Annotated in this window: 17 protein-coding genes; 11 read left to right on the top strand and 6 right to left on the bottom strand. The window is 71.7% G+C overall.

All coding sequences use genetic code 11. The features are described from left to right. Positions 1-19 precede the first annotated feature (19 nt). From ACWDLG_RS07850 to ACWDLG_RS07810, 9 genes are all read left to right on the top strand, one after another. Positions 20-1,054, top strand: a complete 1,035-nt coding sequence (locus ACWDLG_RS07850; RefSeq protein ID WP_449917161.1) for a Gfo/Idh/MocA family protein — start codon at positions 20-22, stop codon at positions 1,052-1,054. A gap of 2 nt (positions 1,055-1,056) precedes the next feature. Continuing rightward, positions 1,057-2,490 carry a sugar ABC transporter ATP-binding protein gene (locus tag ACWDLG_RS07845; protein ID WP_449917578.1) on the top strand — a complete coding sequence of 478 codons (1,434 nt, stop codon included), beginning with the start codon at positions 1,057-1,059 and terminating at the stop codon, positions 2,488-2,490. Continuing rightward, the gene (locus tag ACWDLG_RS07840) at positions 2,487-3,512 is read left to right on the top strand and encodes an ABC transporter permease (RefSeq protein ID WP_449917159.1); all 1,026 of its coding nucleotides are present in this window, start codon (positions 2,487-2,489) and stop codon (positions 3,510-3,512) included. Before ACWDLG_RS07845 ends, ACWDLG_RS07840 begins: the two co-directional genes overlap by 4 nt. Further along, positions 3,509-4,489, top strand: a complete 981-nt coding sequence (locus ACWDLG_RS07835) for an ABC transporter permease (RefSeq protein WP_449917156.1) — start codon at positions 3,509-3,511, stop codon at positions 4,487-4,489. Before ACWDLG_RS07840 ends, ACWDLG_RS07835 begins: the two co-directional genes overlap by 4 nt. After that, complete coding sequence (locus tag ACWDLG_RS07830; RefSeq protein WP_449917153.1) at positions 4,476-5,714, top strand: substrate-binding domain-containing protein; 1,239 nt, start codon at positions 4,476-4,478, stop codon at positions 5,712-5,714. The genes ACWDLG_RS07835 and ACWDLG_RS07830 overlap by 14 nt, the downstream gene beginning before the upstream one ends. Then, complete coding sequence (locus ACWDLG_RS07825; protein ID WP_449917150.1) at positions 5,711-6,526, top strand: sugar phosphate isomerase/epimerase family protein; 816 nt, start codon at positions 5,711-5,713, stop codon at positions 6,524-6,526. Before ACWDLG_RS07830 ends, ACWDLG_RS07825 begins: the two co-directional genes overlap by 4 nt. Positions 6,527-6,556: 30 nt before the next feature. Then, the gene (locus ACWDLG_RS07820) at positions 6,557-11,125 is read left to right on the top strand and encodes a ThuA domain-containing protein (RefSeq protein WP_449917147.1); all 4,569 of its coding nucleotides are present in this window, start codon (positions 6,557-6,559) and stop codon (positions 11,123-11,125) included. A gap of 170 nt (positions 11,126-11,295) precedes the next feature. Then, positions 11,296-11,886, top strand: a complete 591-nt coding sequence (locus tag ACWDLG_RS07815; protein ID WP_449917144.1) for a cysteine hydrolase — start codon at positions 11,296-11,298, stop codon at positions 11,884-11,886. Continuing rightward, a complete protein-coding gene (locus ACWDLG_RS07810; protein WP_354906847.1) occupies positions 11,886-12,629 on the top strand; it encodes an SDR family NAD(P)-dependent oxidoreductase in 744 nt (247 codons plus the stop codon). The genes ACWDLG_RS07815 and ACWDLG_RS07810 overlap by 1 nt, the downstream gene beginning before the upstream one ends. A gap of 101 nt (positions 12,630-12,730) precedes the next feature. Here ACWDLG_RS07810 and ACWDLG_RS07805 read toward each other — a convergent pair whose 3' ends face one another. Beyond that, positions 12,731-13,891, bottom strand: a complete 1,161-nt coding sequence (locus ACWDLG_RS07805) for a serine hydrolase domain-containing protein (RefSeq protein WP_449917141.1) — start codon at positions 13,889-13,891, stop codon at positions 12,731-12,733. Positions 13,892-13,922: 31 nt separating this feature from the next. Between ACWDLG_RS07805 and ACWDLG_RS07800 the strand changes: the two genes are divergently transcribed. Further along, positions 13,923-14,825, top strand: a complete 903-nt coding sequence (locus ACWDLG_RS07800; RefSeq protein WP_354906813.1) for a cyclase family protein — start codon at positions 13,923-13,925, stop codon at positions 14,823-14,825. Here ACWDLG_RS07800 and ACWDLG_RS07795 read toward each other — a convergent pair. Genes ACWDLG_RS07795 through ACWDLG_RS07785 form a run of 3 tightly spaced genes read right to left on the bottom strand, consistent with a single transcriptional unit; the run spans position 14,803 to position 17,317 of the window. Then, positions 14,803-15,402: a TetR/AcrR family transcriptional regulator gene (locus tag ACWDLG_RS07795; RefSeq protein WP_449917137.1), complete on the bottom strand. Its 600-nt coding sequence runs from the start codon at positions 15,400-15,402 to the stop codon at positions 14,803-14,805. The genes ACWDLG_RS07800 and ACWDLG_RS07795 overlap by 23 nt on opposite strands. A gap of 40 nt (positions 15,403-15,442) precedes the next feature. Continuing rightward, positions 15,443-16,855, bottom strand: a complete 1,413-nt coding sequence (locus tag ACWDLG_RS07790) for a glycosyltransferase family 39 protein (protein ID WP_449917135.1) — start codon at positions 16,853-16,855, stop codon at positions 15,443-15,445. Positions 16,856-16,861: 6 nt separating this feature from the next. Beyond that, positions 16,862-17,317, bottom strand: coding sequence for a MarR family winged helix-turn-helix transcriptional regulator (locus ACWDLG_RS07785; protein ID WP_449917133.1), 456 nt, complete (start codon positions 17,315-17,317; stop codon positions 16,862-16,864). A 43-nt stretch (positions 17,318-17,360) separates the two neighbouring features. Here ACWDLG_RS07785 and ACWDLG_RS07780 point away from each other — a divergent pair, with 43 nt between their 5' ends. Then, entirely contained in the window at positions 17,361-17,534 is a 174-nt protein-coding gene (locus ACWDLG_RS07780; protein WP_449917131.1) for a hypothetical protein, read from the top strand. Between the two features lie 171 nt (positions 17,535-17,705). Here the strand turns inward: ACWDLG_RS07780 and ACWDLG_RS07775 are convergent, their stop codons facing one another. Together ACWDLG_RS07775 and ACWDLG_RS07770 are read right to left on the bottom strand one after the other, a co-directional pair. Continuing rightward, on the bottom strand, positions 17,706-19,178 hold the full coding sequence (locus ACWDLG_RS07775; protein ID WP_449917129.1) for an AMP-binding protein: 1,473 nt from the start codon (positions 19,176-19,178) through the stop codon (positions 17,706-17,708). Further along, positions 19,178-20,224: an LLM class flavin-dependent oxidoreductase gene (locus ACWDLG_RS07770; protein ID WP_449917126.1), complete on the bottom strand. Its 1,047-nt coding sequence runs from the start codon at positions 20,222-20,224 to the stop codon at positions 19,178-19,180. Before ACWDLG_RS07770 ends, ACWDLG_RS07775 begins: the two co-directional genes overlap by 1 nt. Positions 20,225-20,319: the final 95 nt, after the last annotated feature.

Below are 20,319 nucleotides of genomic sequence, written 5' to 3'. Positions count from 1 at the left end.
ATCGGCTGATAATCCCCGAGTGGGCATCATCGGGACCGGCTTCATGGGCCGTGTACACGCCCGCTCCGCCCGCCTCGCAGGCGCCACGATCGTCGGCGTCGCAGGGTCCAGACCCGACAGGTCGCAGGGCCCCTACGCCTCGGCGGACGAGCTGATCGAGTCGGGCGCGATCGACCTCGTCCACATCTGCACCCCCAACCACCTGCACGCGCCGCTCGCCCTCAAGGCCATCGCCGCCGGGGTGGCGGTCATCTGCGAGAAGCCGCTGGCCACCGACGCGGAGACCGCGGCGCTCATGGCCGCCCGCGCCGACGAGGCGGGCCTGGTGGCCACGGTCCCGTTCGTCTACCGCTTCCACGCGATGGCCCGCGAGGCCAGGCAGCGCGTGGCGCGCGGGGACGTCGGCAGGGTCACCCTGATCCACGGCAGCTACTTACAGGACTGGCTGTTACGCCCCGAGGACGACAACTGGCGGGTCGACCCCGAGATCGGCGGGCCCAGCCGGACGTTCGCCGACATCGGCTCGCACTGGTGCGACCTGGCCGAGTTCGTCACGGGCGAGCGCATCAGCGCGGTGTCCGCGCAGACAGGCGTCGTCCAGCGGGAACGCGCCGGCCACGCCCCCGTGCTGACCGAGGACGTCGTCACCGTCCAGTTCCGTACGGCAGGCGGCGCGCTCGGTTCCCTCACCACCAGCCAGGTCTCACCGGGGCGCAAGAACCGGCTCTTCCTCGAGGTGACGGGCACCGAGCAGAGCCTGGCCTTCGACCAGGAGCAACCCGAGAAGCTGTGGCTGGGCAGGCGCGAGGGGTCGATGGCGCTGGTGCGCGACCCCCAGACGCTGACCGCCGCCGCCCTGCCGTACTCGCCGCTGCCCTCCGGGCACGCGCAGGGCTACCACGAGTGCTTCGAGGCCTTCGTCGCCGACAGCTACGCCGCGCTGCGCGGCGAGCGCCGCGACGGCCTGCCCACCTTCGACGACGGCGCCCGAGCCGCGCGCGTCTGCGACGCGGTGCTCGCCTCGGCGGCGTCAGGGGGGTGGGTCGAGTGCTGAGCATGACCGGGATCGGCAAGAGCTTCCTCGGCGTGCGGGTGCTGTCGGAGGTGGACCTGGCGGTCGAGGCCGGCCAGGTGCACGCCGTCGTCGGCGAGAACGGCGCGGGCAAATCCACGCTCATGAAGATCCTGGCCGGGGTGCACGCGCCCGACGCGGGGACGATCACCATCGACGGGCGGCCGGTCTCCTTCAGCCACCCGCTCGACGCCCAGCGGGCCGGGGTGGCGATCATCTACCAGGAGTTCACGCTGCTGCCCGAGCGCAGCGTCGCCGAGAACGTCTTCCTCGGCCGGGAGCCGCTGCGCCGCGGCCTGGTGGACCGGGCCGCGATGGACGCCGCGACCGCCGCGCTTCTCGCCGAGCTCGGCGAGGACTCCTTCGGACCGCGCGACCCGGTCAAGCGGCTCTCGGTCGCGCAGCAGCAGGTCGTGGAGATCGTCAAGGCGCTCTCGCTCGACGCGCGCATCGTGGTGATGGACGAGCCGACGGCCGCGCTCGCCGACCATGAGGTGGAGCTGCTGTACCGGCTGGTCAGGCGATTACAGCAACGCGGGATCGCGGTGCTGTACATCTCGCACCGCCTGCGCGAGGTCTTCGACCTCGCCTCCCGGGTCACGGTGCTGAAGGACGGCCGCCTCGTCACCACCGCCGCCGCCGCCGCCGAGGTCACCGCCGACGACCTGGTCCGCCTGATGGTGGGCCGCGACCTGGGCACCTACTACCCGCCGCGCGCCGCCTCGACCGGAGAGGTGCGCCTGCGCGTCACCGGCGGCGGCAACGCCCGCCTGTCGGACATCTCGCTGGAGCTGCGGGCGGGCGAGATCGTCGGCATCGCGGGCCTGCAGGGCTCCGGCCGCTCCTCCCTGGCCAAGGCGCTGTTCGGCGCCGCCCCCTTCACCACGGGCACGATGACCCCGGTCCGGCCCCGCTCGGTCCGCGAGGCCGTCGCCGCCGGCATCGGGCTGGTCACCGAGGACCGCAAGGCCGAAGGACTGGCCCTGCGCCAGTCCGTTCGGGACAACGCGCTGCTGGTCGCGCGCGCGGTCGGCCGCCGCGGCGGCTCCGTGCGCGACCTCCTCGACCGCGTACGGCTCTCGCCGCCCCGCCCCTCGCAGGAGGTGCGCTACCTGTCGGGCGGCAACCAGCAGAAGGTCGTCCTCGCCAAGTGGATGACGCTCGCCCCCGACGTCCTGCTCTTCGACGAGCCGACCCGCGGGGTCGACGTCGGGGCCAAGGCCGCGATCCACGACCTCATGCGGGAGCTGGCCGAGGACGGGACGGCGATCATGATGATCTCCTCCGAGCTGCCGGAGCTGATCGGCATGAGCGACCGCGTCGTCGTCCTGCGCGACGGGCGCATCGCGGGCACCCTGCCGGCGGGCGCGTCGGAGGAGGCCGTCATGCGGCTGGCGGCCGGCGAGGAGGCGGCATGAACGACGCGCCCCCTTCCCGGCTCGAGGCCCCACGGGAGGCGGCCGTCCCCCGCAGGCGCGGGGCGGGCGCGGCGCGGCGCCGATGGGCGAACCTGGGCCCGACCAGGGCGGTGTTCGTCGCGCTCGCGGCCACGATCGTGATCGGCTCGATCCTCGTGGCCGCCGACGGCGGGAACCTGCTGACCATGGAGAGCGTCGTCGGCGTCCAGCAGCGCAGCGCCGCCCTCGGCATCGTGGCCGTCGGCCAGACCTTGGCCATCCTGGCGGGCTCGCTCGACCTGTCGGTCGCCTACCTCATCAGCCTGTCCTCGCTGGTCGCCGCCGAGATCATGCAGGCGGGCAGCGTCCCGGGGGGCATCGCCGCCGTCATCGCCGTCAGCGCCCTCGTGGGCCTGGTCAACGGTGTGGTGATCACCAAGCTGAAGGTCCACGCCTTCATCGCCACCCTCGGCGTCGCCCTGATCATCAAGGGCGTCCTGGACCACCTCTACGACGGCCCCGCCGGGCGCGTCCCCGAGTCGTTCCAGCACCTCGGCTACGACCGCGTCGGCCCCGTCCCCGTCTCCGCGATGCTGTGGGCGGCCGTGGCCCTGACCGCCTGGTTCCTGCTCGCCAGGACCAGGTACGGCTACCGCGTCCACGCCGTCGGCGGCGACCCCGACGTGGCCCGCCTGTCCGGCGTCCGCACCGACCGGGTGATCATCGTGACGCACGTCCTGTGCTCGCTGTGCGCCGGCATCGCGGGCCTGCTGCTGGCCAGCCGGCTCGGCGCCGGAGTCCCCACCGTGGGCACCGACGGCGGCTACGACCTGGAGTCGATCGCCGCGGTCGTCCTCGGCGGCACGGCGCTGGCCGGCGGCAGGGGCGGGGTCGCCGGCACCGTCGGCGGCGTGCTGCTGCTGGCCGTGCTCGACAGCGTCTTCAACCAGCTCGAGGTCAACTCCTTCGTCAAGGACGTCGTGCGGGGCGTGGTCATCGTGGTGGCCGTGGCCGTCTACGCCAGGAAGAGGAGCACCTCGTGAAGCGCGCGCTCCCGATCTTCGCGGTCCTGGCCGTCCTGCTGGCGGCGATCGCGCTGGCCAACCCGTTCTTCCTCGAACCCGCCGGCTTCCTCGCCTTCGTCAAGCGGGCCGCGCCGCTGGTGATCCTGGCGGCGGGGCAGTACTTCGTGATCGTCTCGGGCGAGTTCGACCTCTCGGTCGGCTCGCTGGTCACCGTCGAGGTGGTCGTCGCCGCCCGGCTGATCGACGGGAACGAGGCGGCCACCTGGCCCGTCCTCGCCCTGGTGGTCGTCATCGGCCTGCTGGTCGGCCTGGTCAACGGGGCGGTGACGACGCTGCTGCGGGTGCCGTCGTTCATCACCACGCTCGGCATGATGCTCGTGCTGTCGGGCGCGGTGTTCCTCTGGACGGGCGGCGCGCCGCGCGGCGCGCTCTCGCAGGCCTTCAGGGTGTTCGGGCGCGACACCCTCTGGTCGGTGCTGATCCTCGCCATTGTCGGGGCCGCGGCGGTCCTGCTCATGCGCGCCGACGTCGGCCGCACGCTCATCGCGACGGGCGACAACGCCCGGACGGCCGCGCTGTCGGGTGTCAGGGTCACCAGGGTCAAGATCTTCGCCTTCGCCGTCTCGGGCCTGGCCGCCGCGGTCGCGGGCGTCCTGCTCGGCGGGTTCGCGGGCGTGTCGGCGCAGGTCGGGCAGGGCCTGGAGTTCTCCGCCATCACCGCGGTCGTCCTCGGCGGCGTGGCGCTCGGCGGCGGCAGGGGATCGGTCGTGGCCGCCATGGCCGGGGCGTTCACCCTGGAGGCGCTGTTCACCCTGCTCAACCTGTACGGGATCTCGGGGGCCCTGGAGTTCACCGTGCAGGGCGTCATCATCATCGCCGCCGTGGCGGCGGGAGCCGTACGACTGCCTTTCTCCCTCACCTCTCGAAACACCTTCCGAAACACCCCCCGAAACACCCCCCGGAAGTTCAAAGGAGACGCCCATGTCGCGTCGTAAACCCCTCATGCTCGCGGTGACGGCGGTCGCGCTGCTCGTCGCGGGCTGCACCAGCGACAAGCCGACGGACACGGCCACCGCCGCGCGGTCGTCGGGCCCCGCCTCCTCCGCCCCGGCCGCCGAGACCACAGCCTCCGGGACCACGGCCGCGGGCACCGGCCGGCAGTCGGCGTTCTTCGTCCAGGCCGACTACGACGCACAGCTCGCCATGCGCGCCAAGACCGCGCAGGGCCCGGCGGACAAGCCGTGGGAGCAGGCCATCGACCCGCAGATGGTGAGCACCACGCAGTACAAGAAGGCCGGCGGATACCACCTGTGCTTCTCCAACGCGGCGGTCAACAACCCGTGGCGGCAGGTCGGCTGGAAGAGCATGCAGGCCGAGGTGGCGCTGCACAAGGAGATCACCACGTTCACCGCTCTCGACGCCGAGGGCAAGGACGACAAGCAGATCTCCGACATCGCCGAGCTGACCGGCAAGGGCTGTGACGCGCTGATCGTCTCGCCGAACACCACCGCCACCCTCACCCCCGCGGTCAAGGCGGCCTGCGGGAAGCTGCCGGTGATCGTCTTCGACCGGGGCGTGGAGACCGACTGCCCCGTCACCATGATCAACCCGATCGGCGGCTACGCCTTCGGCGCCGACGGCGCCGAGTTCCTCGTCGAGAAGGTCCCCGCGGGCGGGAAGATCCTCGCCCTGCGCATCCTGCCCGGCGTCGACGTGCTCGAGACCCGCTGGTCCGCCGCCAAGGTGACCTTCGACAAGAGCGCGCTGCAGGTCGTCGGCGTGGAGTTCACCGACGGCGACGCGGCCAAGACCAAGAGCATCGTCAGCGACTACCTGGCCCGCCACGGCAAGCTCGACGGGGTCTGGATGGACGCCGGCGCGACGGCCGTCGCCGCCGTCGAGGCCTTCGAGGACGCGGGCGTGCCCGTCCCCGCCATGGTCGGCGAGGACCAGCAGGACTTCCTGCAGAAGTGGAAGCAGAACAACCTGACCGCCGTCGCGCCCACCTACCCCACCTACCAGTGGCGCACGCCCGTCATCGCCGCTCTCAAGATCCTCAAGGGTGAGGAGGTGCCGAAGACCTGGAAGCTGCCCCAGCCGAAGATCACCGCTGACACGCTGGACACCTACCTGCAGCCGAACATGCCGCCGCTGCACTACGCGCTGTGCGGGTGCGAGACCCTGCCCGGCTTCCCCGAGACCTGGGGCGGCAAGAAGTGAACCTCGGGGTCAACACCTGGGTGTGGACCTCGCCGCTCACCGACCGCGACCTGGCGGCGCTCGCGCCCAAGGTCGCGGGGTGGGGGTTCGACGTCATCGAACTGCCCGTGGAGCAGCCCGGCGACTGGGACCCCGCCAGGGCGGCCGACCTGCTCGCCGAGCTCGGCCTGGCCGCCACGGTGGTGCTGGTCATGCCGCCGGGCCGGGACCTGGTCGCCTCCGGCACGGTCAAGGAGACCCAGGACTACCTCATGCACTGCATGGACGTGGCCGAGATCGTCGGGTCTCCCGTCATCGCCGGACCCGCCTACAGCGCGGTCGGCCGTACGTGGCGGATGTCGGGGGAGGAGCGCGCGGCCGCCTACGCCGAGCTGCGCGAGAACCTCAGGCCCGTCATCGACCACAGCCCGGTACGGCTGGCCGTCGAACCGCTCAACCGCTACGAGACCAGCCTGCTCAACACCGTGGAGCAGGCGCTCGAAGCCCTGCCGGAGGGCGCCGACCTGGCGCTCGACGTCTACCACCTGAACATCGAGGAGAAGGATCCCGCCGCCGCCGTCCGCGCGGCCGCCGGCAGGATCGCGCATGTCCAGGTGTGCGGCACCGACCGGGGGACCCCCGGGCAGGACCGCTTCGACTGGCCGGGCTTCACGACGGCCCTGCGCGCGGCCTCCTACCAGGGGCCGCTCGTCATCGAGTCCTTCACCGCCCACAACCGGACGATCGCCACCGCGGCCTCCATCTGGCGGCCGCTCGCATCCAGCCAGGACGCTCTCGCCGTCGACGGGCTGGCCTTCCTCCGCACCCTCTGACTCTTCCCCTCTGTCACCGGAGTCACCGCCATGCGTCGTCTTTGCGCTGCCCTGATTCTCCCCTTCCTGCTGTTGTTACCGGGCACGGCGAACGCCACCGCCCACGAGACCTTCCGCGCGCTGCTCTTCACCAAGGCCGTCGGCTACGTCCACGGCTCCATCCCGGCCGGCATCCAGATGGTCAAGGACCTGGGCGCGGCCAACCACTTCGCGGTCGTGCAGACCGACGACTCCTCGGTGTTCAACGACACCGACCTGGCCGGCTACGACGTGCTGATCATGCTGCAGAACTCCGGCATGGTCTGGGAGAACGACGCCCAGCGCCAGGCCCTGCAGAAGTACGTCCGCTCGGGCAAGGGCGTCGTCGCCGTCCACAACGCGCTCGACATGGGCATCGAGAACGACTTCCCCTGGTGGGACGACCTGGTCAACGGCGGCGCGCACATGCCCGCCCACTCACCTGGCGTGCTGCAGGGCACGGCCAAGGTCACCGACCGGGTCCACCCGTCGACCAAGGAACTGCCCCTGCGCTGGGAGCGCCCCGAGGAGTGGTACAACTTCGCGCCCAACCCGCGCGGCAACGTGCACGTGCTGGTGTCGGCCGACGAGAAGACCTACAACCCGGGCCCCTCGGCCATGGGACCGGACCACCCCATCTCCTGGTGCCGCAACGCCGAAGGCGGCAAGGTGTGGGCGACCGCCATGGGACACGACACCGCCTCCTACACCGAGCCCGCCTTCCGCACGCACGTCCTCGGCGGGATCAACTGGGCCGCGGGCGCCGCGGCGGGTGACTGCGGCGGAACGGTGAACAGCAGCTTCGAGAAGATCACTCTCGACGACAACACCGCCGACCCCATGGAACTGGACGTGGCCGCCGACGGCCGCGTCTTCTACGTGCAGCGCAAGGGCGAGATCAAGATCTTCAAGCCCGACACGCACACCACGGTCACCGCGGCCACCCTCGACGTCTACACCGGAGGCGAGGACGGACTGGTCGGCATGGAACTCGACCCGGCCTTCGCGCAGAACGGCTGGATCTACCTCTACTACTCGCCCGCCTCCAGCGCCGAGGACGTCAACAGGCTCTCCCGCTTCACCGTGACGGGCGACAGCATCGACCTCGCGTCCGAGAAGAAGATCATCGACGTGCCCGCCTACCGGCAGCGCACCTACCCCGAGCCCGGCCACACCGGCGGCGCCGTGGAGTTCGGCCCCGACGGCACCCTCTACCTCAGCACCGGCGACGACGTGCCGCCCAACCTGTCGCCGGACTGGCAGGGCTACGCGCCCATCGACTGGCGGCCAGGCCAGCACATGCTGGACGCGGCCCGCACCGCGGGCAACACCAACGACCTGCGCGGCAAGATCCTGCGGATCAAGCCGAAGGCCGACGGCGGCTACGACATCCCCTCGGGGAACCTGTTCGCGCCCGGCACGGCCAAGACCAGGCCGGAGGTCTACGCGATGGGCTTCCGCAACCCGTTCCGCTTCACCGTCGACCAGAAGACCGGCTACGTCCACGTCTCGGACTACGGGCCGGACCGGGGCGGCCCGACCACCGACCGCGGCCCCGAAGGGCTGGTCGAGTACAACGTCATCAAGAAGGCGGGCAACTACGGCTGGCCGTTCTGCCACGGTGACAATCAGGCCTACGCCCCGTACAACCCCGACACCAAGGTCGTCGGGCCCAAGTTCGACTGCGCGAACCCGGTCAACGACTCGCCGAACAACACGGGCCTGACCGAGCTGCCCCCCATCGAGTCGCCCATCATGTGGTACGGCTACGGCACCTCGCCCTCCTTCCCCGAGCTCGGCTCCGGCGGCTCGGCCCCGATGAGCGGCCCGGTCTACCGCTACGACGCGGCCTCCACCTCCACCACGAAGTTCCCCGCCTACTTCGACGGCACGAACTTCTTCTATGAGTGGTCGCGCCACTACGTGAAGACCATCCACCTCGACGACCAGGACAAGCTCCTCAAGATCGACCCCTTCCTCGGCACGTTCGTCAAGCCCATGGACATGACCTTCGGCCGGGACGGCTCGCTGTACCTGCTGGAATGGGGCAGCTCCTTCGGTGGCGGCAACAACGACTCGGGCCTGTACCGGATCGACTACTCCGCCGGCGCCCGCGCGCCGATCGCCAAGATCACCACTTCGCGCACCGACGGTCCGGCGCCGCTCAGCGTGGAGTTCGACAGCGCGGGCAGCTTCGACCCCGACGGCGACCCGATCGAGTTCTCGTGGGACTTCGACGGCGACGGCACCTTCGACTCCACCGCGGCCAAGGCCACGCACGTCTACGAGGCCAAGGGCCAGTACACCGCGCAGCTCAAGGTCAAGGACAGCACCGGCAAGGAGGGCTTCTCCAACGTCGTCATCACGGCCGGCAACACCAAGCCGGTGGTGACCCTCGAGGCGCCGATCGACGGCAGCACGATCGAGTTCGGCCAGGACGTGCCGTACAAGATCAAGGTCACCGATCCCGAGGACGGGACGGTCGACTGCGCGAAGGTCTTCGCCAACCCCGCGCTCGGCCACGACGACCACGAGCACGAGACCGTCGAGCTCCCCGGCTGCGAGGGCACCATCTCCACCAGCGACATCGGCGGGCACCCCGCGGGCGCCAACCTCTACTACGTCATCAACGCCCACTACACCGACAAGGGAGAGCAGCCGCTCACCGGTTACGCCAAGGTCGTCCTGCAGCCGAGGCGGAAGCAGGCCGAGTACTTCAAGACCTCCTCGGGCGTCAGGGTGATCGACCAGGCGGGCGCCGAGAGCGGCAAGCGCATCGGCGACATCAGCGACAACGACTGGATCGCCTTCACCCCGCTCGACCTCAACGGCGTCACGTCCGTCTCCTTCAGGGTCTCCAGCCCGTACGGCGGAGGCATGATCGAGCTGCGCGCCGACGCCCCCAACGGCACGCTCCTGGCCACGGCCCCGGTCCAGAACACCGGCGACTGGGACGTCTACCAGATGACCAGCGCCGTCCCGGTGAAGAACGACGTGCGCACCAAGACCATCTACGCGGTGTTCAAGAACAGCCGTAACAACGGGTTCGACCTGGACGCCGTCCAGTTCGCCGGCGAGGACGCGGGCGGCGGGCTCGAGCCCGGCGTCTACACCGTCACCGCCCAGCACAGCGGCAAGAACGTCACCCCGGTGTCTCTGCTCGACGACGCCAAGATCGTGCAACTGGGCGCCACCCAGGGCGACGAGCAGAAGTGGGAGGCGATCCCCGCCACCGCGGGCGGCTACCAGCTCAAGAACGTCAAGAGCGGCAAGTGCCTGGACGTGCCGGGCGGATCGACCACCGCGGGCACCCAGCTCGTCCAGTGGACCTGCCACCCCGACGGCGCCGCCCACCAGGTCCACCAGCGCTTCTTCATCACCTCCGCCGGCGACGACCACATCGTCACGGCCGCGGCCAGCGGCCTGTGCGTCGACGTCAACGGCGTCTCCCAGGCCGACAACGCGGCGGTGATCCAGTGGACCTGCGCGAACGCCCCCAACCAGCGCTTCCGCTTCACCTCCGCCGCCGGCGCCGACCGGACGCCGCCGGTCACCACCGCCAAGGCCGCCCAGCCGAACGCGGCCGGATGGCACACCACCGCGCCCGTCGAGGTCACGCTGACGGCCACGGACGAGGCGTCGGAGGTCGCCGCCACCGAATGGCGTCTCGACGGCGGCGCCTGGACGCCCTACACCGAGCCCGTCCTGGTCAGCGGGGACGGCACCAGGAAGGTGGAGTTCCGTTCGCGTGACGCCGCGGGCAACGTGGAGGAGCCCAAGGCGCTCGACCTCAAGCTCGACGCCACCGCGCCCGTGACCACCGCCGCCTTCGCCCCGCCCAACGCCGAGGGCTGGAACGACGGCGACATCCCCGTCACGCTGTCCGCCGCCGACACCACCTCGGGGGTCTCGAAGACGGAGTACTCCCTCGACGAGGGCGCCTGGACGGCCTACGCCGGCCGGCCCGTGGTCGTCAGCGGCGACGGACCGCACGAGCTGCGCTACCGCTCGACCGACACGGCGGGCACCACCGAGCAGGAGAAGGCCGCCGTCCTGAAGATCGACGGCACCAAGCCCACGCTCATGGTCTCGGGCGTCTCCGACGGCGAGGTGTACGGCGACGCCCAGGACCTGCGCATCACCTGGCAGGCCGTCGACACCACCTCTGGCGTCAAGGCCACCACGGGCACGCTGGACGGCTCGGCCCTCACGCCCGACTCGGTGGTGCCGCTGTTCCCGCAGACGCTGGCCGCGCACACCGTCTCCGTCACGGCCGGCGACAACGCGGGCAACGCGATCACCACGAACGTCCGCTACGCGGTGACCACGTCGCTGCGGGACATGCAGAACCTCGTCGACCGCTTCAGGGCGACGAGCTGGCTGTCGGGGCCGGCGGCGCAGTCGCTCACCCGGGAGCTGACCCAGGCGCGGAAGGCGGAGGCGTCCGGCAGGGACGCCAAGGCCGTCCGGCACCTGCAGGACTTCAAGAAGCTGGTGGCGGACGTGCGGCTGGTGCCGAGGGCCGACGTCCGCCAGGTCCTGACCAGGGACGCCGACAAGGTCATCACCACGCTGGAGTGAGACACCGCACATGAAGGAGCCCCGGACCCGGCGGTCCGGGGGCTCCTGCCACCCTGAGGTCAGGCGGCGCTCACCTTGCGCTGGAGGTCCATGAGGATGCTTTATAACCCGGACAGGGAAATGTTAACCTCCGTCTACCAAGCAAGCGCTCGATCGAGCGGAGGTGGCGGGTGGATCGCACGGCCGTCCTGGTGATGGAGATGCAGAGGGGCGTCGTCGGAGACATCGCGCGATTTCCCGACCTGGTGGCCGCGTGCGAGAAACGCGACGTCTTCCGTAACGCCGCCCACGTCCTGCGGGGCGCGCGGAACTCCGGCATCCCGGTGATCCACTGCACGGCCGCCTTCCGTGCCGACCGGGCGGGCTCCCACGCCCGCACCACGCCCTTCCTCGCCCACCTGCTCAAGGACCCGGCCCACATGCTCGACGGCACCCCGGCCGTCGAGGTGCTGCCGGAGTTATGGGACCCCGGTGACCTGGAGAGCCGCCGCTTCCACGGGTTCTCGCCGTTCACCGGCACCAGCCTGGACATGACCCTGCGCTCGCTGGGTGTGGAGCGGGTCGTGGCCCTCGGGGTGTCCCTGAACCTCGGCATCCAGGGCCTCGCCATCGAGGCGGCCGCCCTTGGCTACCGGGTCACGGTGGTGACCGACGCCGTGGCAGGCATCCCCGAGGAGTACGCGCAGGCCGTCCTCGACCACACCATCGGCCTGCTGGCGACCAGGGTCACGGCCGCGCGCGTCTGGGAGGGCGGCCGGTGATGGAGGGCATGCGGCTGGACGGCAGGACGGCCGTGGTGACCGGGGGAGCGGGCGCGATCGGCGCCGCGATCTGCGCGGACCTGGCCGCCCTCGGCGCGCGGGTGGTGGTCGCCGACGTGAACGAGGAGGGCGCGGCCGAGGTGGCGCGGTCGCTGCCCGGGGGATCCGGTACGGCCGGCCGCGTCGACCTCGCCGACCCGGATTCCATCACGGCGTTCTGCGGGTCCGCCGGGCCGGTGGACATCCTGGTCAACAACGCGGGAGTCTCCATCGTCGAGCCGTTCACCGCGGGCGATCCGGCCCACTGGGACCTGATGTGGCTGGTCAACCTGCGCGCGCCCATGCTGATGACGAAGCTGCTGCTGCCCGGCATGGTCGAGCGCGGCTGGGGGCGGCTGGTGTTCGTCTCCTCCGACGGGGCCAGGGCGGGCTCGGGCGGCGAGGGAGCCTACGCGGCGACGAAGGCGGGCCTGTTCGGGCTGGCCAAGACGCTGGCGAGGGAGGCGGCGAGGGGGCAGGTGACCTCGAACGTGGTCTGCCCGGGCCCGACGGACACCCCGATGCTGCGCAGGGTCGACGCCGAGAAGCCGGGCCTGGTCGACAGGATCGCGAAGGGGATCCCGCTGCGCAGGCTGGGCGCGCCGGGGGACGTGGCGGGCCTGGTGGCGTACCTGTGCACCGACAGGGCGGCCTACATCACCGGCCAGACGCTGTCGGTCAGCGGCGGGGTGACCATGCAGTGAGCGCCGCGCGTGTCGTCGGCCGCGGCGGTGGCGCCGCGGGTGCCGGTGAGGCTGTCAGTGAGGGCGTCGGTGGGAGCGGTGGTGGGAGCGGCGGTGGCGGCTCAGAGCGCGTCGTAGACGGCGGCGGCCAGCTCCCACGCGGGTGTGGTGGCGGCGAAGGTGGCGGACAGCATGTTCATGGTGTAGGCGATGGCCACCCCGCGCGCGGGGTCGCCGAGTCCGAGGAAGCCGCCCAGGCCGGTGTGCCCGAACGCGGTGGGGGCGAACGGGGCGAAGCTCTCGGAGGAGGTCATGAAGCCGAGCCCGAACGCGGTGCCGATGTGGAGCACCCGGTCGGGGCCCGCGACCCTGGGCCGGACGGCATCGGCCAGCGTGTCGGGCCGCAGGATCTCGCCCGCGATCAGGGCGCGGTAGAAGCCGGACAGCGCTCTCGCGGTGCTCACCAGCCCCATGGCGGGCCAGCCCGCGCGCAGGACGGTGGGGTGGTTGGCGCCGCCCTTGAGCCGGTGCACGCCGGGGTTGCCGAGCGCCCTGTTCATGAGGCTGTACGGGTCGCGCGCCGCCCGCTCGGCGGCACTCAGCGCGGCGGCCGGACCTGCGGGCGGTACGGCCGGGCGGGGGCGCGGGGCGGCCGGGTCGGAGGGCCGGGCGGGTGGCGTGTCGGATGGAGAGGGGGCAGGGTCGCCCGCCGAGAGCCTGGCCACCGCCGGGAGGACCTCGTCGGGCGCGCCGAGCCACATGTCCAGGCCGAGCGGCCCGGCGATCTCCGCGGCGACCAGATCGGCCACCGATTTGCCCGTGACCCTGCGCACCACCTCCCCGATCAGGAACCCGTAGGTCAGCGCGTGGTAGCCGTGGGCGGTGCCCGGCTCCCACAGCGGCGACTGGCGGGCCAGCCGGGCGGCGATGGCAGCGTGGTCGCCGTACTCCTCGACCGGCACCTGCTCCTCGATGACCGGCAGTCCCGCCTGGTGGGTGAGCAGGTGCTCGACGGTGACCCCGGCGGCCGAGAATTCGGGCCAGATCTCCTTCACCGGCGTGGAGAGGGCGAGCTGTCCCCGTTCGACCAGCAGCAGGGTGACCGTCGCCGTGATCGCCTTGGTGCAGGAGTAGGTCAGCACGGGCGTGTCCGCGGCCCACGGGCGCCCGGTACGGCGGTCGGCGACGCCGCCCCACAGGTCGGCCACCAGTTCCCCGTCCACGTGGACGGCGAACGCCGCGCCGAGCTCGGTGTGGCGCGAGAAAACCTCGTCAAGCCGCATGGACACCCTCCGGAAGAAAGGAAGCGCTTGCTTGGTTACCGAGCCTAACAACTGGGGCCGCTTCGGCCCAGACGACCAGCGCGGCACGCTCAACCTGCTCACGCCTGAGGTCGTGCTGCGCGCGCTGGCCAGTGCCACGACCGGCAGGGTGCTCAGCCTGTCGATGCCGATCAGGGGCGCCACGTCGTCGCCCGCCCCGACCACCGTCCCCCACCTGCGCGGCCGACCGCTGCCCCAGCACTTCATGTCGGTCGACGGCGGCGACTACGCGGCCGGCGCCCGGGGGATCGGCGCGGGCCTGCGCGTGGCCGACGACGCGCTGGTCGTCACCCCCCACGGCACCACGACGCACATGGACGCCCTCTGCCACATGTGGGAGGGCGAGGAGCTCTACAACGGCCATCCCGCGGCGCGGGTCCGTTCCTACGGCGCGACCCGCTGCGGCATCGAGCACGCAGGGGGCGTCGTGGCGCGCGGGATCCTCTTCGACGTCCCCGGCCACCTCGGCATGCCGCACCTGCCCGCCCACTTCAGGATCGAGCCGGCGCTGCTTGAGGAGATCCACGCGGACGTCCGGCCGGGCGACGTGGCCGTGATCCGTACGGGCTGGCCGCTGACCTGGCCGGACACCTACTGGACCGGGCAGCCGGGGCTGTCGCCGGAGGCGGGGCGCTGGCTGGCCGCGCGCGACGTCGCGGCGGTCGCCGGCGACAACGCCGCCATCGGAGGGTTGAACGCCCGCCAGCTCGCCGACGAGGGCCCGGCCGACGACCTGCACCTGATCCTGCTCCACCGCCATGGCATCCACCTGGTCGAGATGTTGTGGCTGGAGGAACTGGCCGCGGCCGGGCCCGCCGAGTTCGTCTTCGTGGCCGCGCCGCTGAAGATCGAGGGGGGAACCGGCAGCCCGGTCAACCCGCTGGCGATCCTGTGAGGCCGAGGACGCGCAGCGCCTGCGTCGCGGTGTCGCGCAGCCGGGCCGGATCGGTGGCCCCCTTGCCGACCAGCCGCAGCCCCTGCAGCACGGTCAGCAGGAACCGGGCGAGCGCCCGGGGGTCCTGGCTGTCGTCCAGCTCGCCCCGCTCGCGGGCCCTGGTCAGCGCGGCGGCGAGGGTGGCCTCGACGAAGTCCCAGTTGGCCGCCACCCGCCGCGCCAGCTCCTCGTCGTGCGGGGCCAGCTCGACCGCGGTGTTGACGACCAGGCAGCCGCGGTGGTCGGCGTCGTGCGCGGCCTCGTCGGCGAACCTCAGGACCAGATCCCGTACGGCGGGCAGTACCGGCCCCGGCCCCGACAGCAGACCCTCGAAGTCGACGCCCTGCTCGAGATAGCGGTCGTAGGCGCGCAGGTAGAGCTCCCGCTTGCCGCCGAAGGTCGCGTAGATGCTCGCCCTGCCGATGCCGAGGTGCTCGACCAGGTCGGACATGGAGGTGGCCTCGTAGCCCCGCCGCCAGAACAGCTCCATGGCCTTCTGCAGCGCCTCGTCGGGATCGAACTCCTTCGTCCTGGCCATGCGCCCGACGCTAGATCTTTCTGGAACGGTCTGTCAAATATCAGCTGTACTCCTGGAAGCTCGGCCAGGCCTCGCTCCAGGGCATCCTGAGCCCCCTGCACACGAGCACGGGCAGGCCGCGGAACTCGTTGTCCACGCCGGCCGCGTTGTCGACCCTGCCGTGCTCGACGCAGGACCGGAACACCGTCTCCAGCCCCCGGCGCGGGTACTTCACCGCCACCGCCACGTCGGCGCCCTCGGGCGGCGGGCCGTACAGGTGGAGCTGGTTGTGGCCGCTGTAGACCGGCGGCAGGCCGCCCGCCAGGTGCAGCGCGCCCGCCTCGCCGTAGCTGCCCGCCAGCAGCACCGCTCTGGCCCGCTCCTCGGGTGTCAGCGTCCGTACGGCCGCGCCGACCGCCGCGGTGAACTCCGGCCAGCCGATCGACTCCCTGGCGACCTCGTTGACCCGAGGGACCGGCGTCATCCCCACCAGCGAGACGGGGATCAAGGGGAGCGCGACGAGCGCGCAGAACGCGCCGTTGATCGCCAGCGCGGGCGCGAGGCCCTCGGTCACCCCCGCGCAGAACAGCAGGATGACCAGCCCGGCCGTGTAGTCGAACCGGCCGCCGCTGAGCAGCGTCAGCGCCGCCGCCACGGGGTAGGCGACGGCCAGGCAGCGCAGCCGCTCGTCGCGCCACAGCCGCAGCCAGCCGCGCGCCGCGACGAAGGCCACGACGGGGCCGAACAGCACGATCTGCATCGGGACGAACAGCGCGCGCATCTCGGCGCCCTTGGTCTCGCTGAGCGCGGCCGCCATCGCCAGCTGCGGCCAGCCGTTCGTGGCCTGGAAGATCAGGTTCGGCGCGGCGATCAGCGCCGCCACCGCGACGCCCGCCCACAGCCACGGGTCGCGCAGGATCCTGCGCGGGCCCACCGCGAGGACGCCCGCGGCCAGCCCGATGACCAGGAGCGCGATCAGGTGCTTGTTGTAGGTCGCCGCGCCGATGACCGCGCCGGCCGCGAGCCACCAGCGGCCGTCTCCGGTGCGGAGCACGCGCAGCACGAACAGGATCGCCGCCGACCACAGCGGCAGGTCCGCGCTGAGCGTCAGCAGTGAGTGGCCCGCGACCAGCGCGAACGCGCCCGTGCCGATCCCCGCGGCGGCCAGCACCTGGGCCTTGCGGTCGCCGCCCAGTTCCCTGGTGATCAGCCCGACCAGGAGGACCAGCGCCGCGGCCGACAGCGCGGCCGGGACCCTGAGCCCCGTCGGCGTGTCTCCGAACAGCGCGATCGAGACCTTGGCGAGCATCGGGGTGAGCGGCGGCTGGTCGACGTAGCCCCACGCGGGGTGCTCGGCCAGCAGGCGGAAGTACAGCTCGTCACGGTGGTAGCCGTACAGCGGGCTGAGCACGAGCAGGAGCGCCGACAGCAGGGCGGCGACGAAGGCGAGCGGGCGCCAGGCTAAGGAGGGCACATCCGATCAACGTAGTCCGCTGCGCTGGCCCTCGGCCACCCGCCGGAAGACACGCCTGAACGCGGCGTACTCCTGCTCGCCGACGGCCTCGGCGTGCCGCCGCTCGATGTCGGCCACGATCCGGTCGGACCTGGCCATCTGGTCGAGGCCGAGCTCGGTCGGCACGACGAGCTTGGCCCTGCGGTCGCGTGGGTCGGGTTCCCGCCGCACGTATCCCAGCTCGACCAGCTCGTCCACCAGCGTCCCGATCACCTGCTTGTGCTGGCCGGACAGTTGGGCCAGGTCGGTGGCCCTGCTACCGGCCTCGTCGAGGTAGGCCATGACGGCGCCGTGCCGCGGGCGCAGCCGGGGGTGGCCCTGCTCGGCCAGGGTGCCGAACAGCTCTTTCTGGAGGGAGAACAGCACCTGACCTGCCATGACACCGAGATCGGGGTCGGCCTGCTTGCGTTCGGCGCGGCTCAACGAGGCTCCTTTGGTCACTGATGCTTACTATATCGCGCTTCGCGTGACGATTCTCATCACCGGCGCGACCGGTGCCGTCTCCTCTCCGCCCCGCTCGCCTCTCCCTACCAGGCAGGATGGCAGGGTCCTCGAGCGCGATCCGTCGAAGGCCCCCTCCGGGGTCGAGGCGGCGGTCGGCGACCTCGGCCGGCCGGCGCCGCCGGTCATGACGCGCTGACGCGCGACTCGGCGCGGGCTACCGGAACGTCTCGAGCAGGCCGCGTTCGACGCGGTGATCGCGGCGGGCATGCGGGAGTCGGCCACGGATCACGAGGACCGCCTGCGCGCCGCGTGAGTCAGCACCCCGGGTGTTCGGCCACGGGCCACGAGGGCCCGCCCGCCGCGTGATTCAGCTCCCCGGGTAGTTGCCCCCTCCGTGGGCGGCGTCCAGGGCGTCGTAGTCGGGCGTGAAGCCCTTCTTCGGGATGGATTCCACGAAGTCGACGTGCCGGGGCCGCTTGTAGCCCGCCAGCTGCCCCCTGACGTGCTCGATCAGCTCGTCCGCCGACGCCTCGCCCTTCAACGCCACCACGGCCTTCACCGCCTGGTGCCATCGGGCGTCGGGCACCCCGATGACCGCGGCGTCGGCCACCGCGGGATGCGATCTGAGCGCCCGCTCCACCTCCGCCGGATAGACGTTCTCGTTGCCCGACTTGATCATCCGGAGCTTGGGGCCGATGAACGTGATCGTGCCGTCGGGCTCGCGCCTGCCCAGGTCGCCGGTGTGGTGCCAGCCGTACAGGGATTTCTGGGCGTTGAGCTCGGGCCGGGCGAAGTATCCGGAGAATAGGGTCTTGCCGCGGGCGCAGATCTCGCCCACCTCGCCGGCGGGCACCTCGCTCCCGTCGGCGGCCAGGATGCGCACCTGGACCAGCGGCGAGGGCCGGCCGGCGAACCCGGCCGCGCCGGGCGCGAGGCCCAGGAAGGTGAGCATGCCACCGACCTCGGTCTGCCCGTAGCCGCCCATCTTCGACCTGCACCACGGCGAGTCGTCGGGCGTGGTCATCTCGTCCCACTCCGCCGAGTGCGAGACGAACCGCAGCGACGACAGGTCGTACTTGCGCTCCGCGTTCGCCGCCACCACCGCGTCGATCATCTGGCCGAACAGGAACGCCTGCGTCACCTTCTCGGCGTCGACCAGGCGGCAGACCTCCTCGGCCTCGAAGGAGGGCGTGAAGACGTTGGTGCCGCCGATCTGCAGCGTCGCCAGGCAGAACATCATCGTGCCGACGTGGAAGAGCGGCCCGCTGTTGAGGAAGGTGAAGCCCGGTTCCATCTGCCTGACCACCAGCAGGGAGGTGCCGTGCGCGAGCAGCGCGGCGCTGCTGAGCAGGGCCGCGCTGGGACGGCCGGCGAAGGCGGCGGTGTAGAGGGCCAGGGCGGGGACCGTGTCGTCGACCGGCGGGAGCCCGTCGAGGGCGGCGCCCTCCTCGACGAGCGCGGCGTAGTCCTCGACCCACGCCTCGGTGGCCAGCGGCGCGGCGGCCTCCGATCGTTCCCACACCACCACGGCGGGCGCGAGGTCCTCGACGACGAACCGCAGCTCGTCGGTGGACTGGCGCCAGTTGGCGGGGCAGAAGACCGCTCCGAGGCGGGAACAGGCCAGCAGCAGTTCCAGGACGGCGTGCGAGTTCTGGCCGAGCCACAGCACCCGCTCGCCCGCCGTCACACCCCTGCCCGCCAGCGCGCCGGCCAGGCGGGAGACCCGCGCGTCGAGCTCGGGATAGGTGAGCCGGACCTCGCCGTCGACCACCGCCGTCACCTGCGGGCGGCTGCGGGCGTGCTCGGCCAGGACGTCGGAGAGTGTCAGCGAGTGGATCATCACGCCTCCTGGAACGCGGGTATCACCTCGGTCGCGAAGAACCGCATGACCTTCTTCATCTCCTCCAGCGGCATCGGGCGCGTGCTGCCGAAGTCGCACAGCAGGGTGGAGAACCCGGCCGCCTTCAGCACGCCGATCTGCTCGATCACCCGCGCGGGATCGCCGATGACCTCCAGCTGCTCCCAGCGGAAGTCGTTGGAGACCGAGCCGCCCTTGAGGTAGCGGTCCTGGTAGTACTCGAAGCCCTGGGCGGCCTTGCCGGTCTTCGGGTCGATGGGCGCGCTGCGCTCGTTGAAGATCCGCGAGCGGTCGAAGGCGGCCTCGAACCTCGCCTGGTCCTCGCGCGCCTGCTCGACGGTCGGCGCCACGTAGACGCTGCGGGCGACGACCAGGTCGGCCGTCGCCGTTCCGGCCGACTCGCGCCAGGTCTCGGCCGCCTTCACGACCTTGCGGAACGGCGCGGCGGGGTCGGCCAGGATCGGCAGGCCGCGCTCGCCGTACATGGTGACGGTCTCGGGGGAGACGGCGGCGACGTGGATCGGCGGGTGCGGCGTCTGCAGCGGCCTGGGCGTCAGCGAGACCTCGCCCGTCCGGTAGAACTTGCCCTCGTGCTGGAAGGACTCCTGGGTCCACAGGCCCAGGATCACCTCCAGCGCCTCGTTGAAGCGATCGCGCGCCTCGGCCAGGTCGATGCCGAAGCCCTCGAACTCGAAGCTCTGGTAGCCGCGGCCGATGCCCAGGTCGAGCCTGCCGCCCGACAGCACGTCGACGAGGGCCGCCTCCTCGGCGACGTGGACCGGGTTGTGCAGCGGCAGCACGACGATGCCGGTGCCCAGGCGGATCCGCTCGGTGCGGGCGGCGGCGTGGGCGAGCAGCGTGAACAGGTTCGGGACCACGCCGTAGTCGCGGAAGTGGTGCTCGGCCAGCCGTACTCCGTGGAAGCCCAGCTCCTCGGCCAGCTCGATGAGCTCAAGGTGGTAGTCGTAGACGTCCTTGAAGCTCTGCCCGTCGAACCGGTGGAAGAGATGGAAGGTGGAGAACCTCATGCGTCCGCCCTTCGGCTGATAAACCAAGCGCTCGCTTGGGAGCGTACCAGCTTCCCGCCCCGCCCGATAGGAAGGCGCGCGACGAGCCCCGGTCA

Source organism: Nonomuraea sp. NPDC003727 (assembly GCF_053586935.1).
The sequence above is the reverse complement of the archived record's forward strand: the minus strand, read 5'-3'. Positions and strand labels throughout refer to the sequence as shown.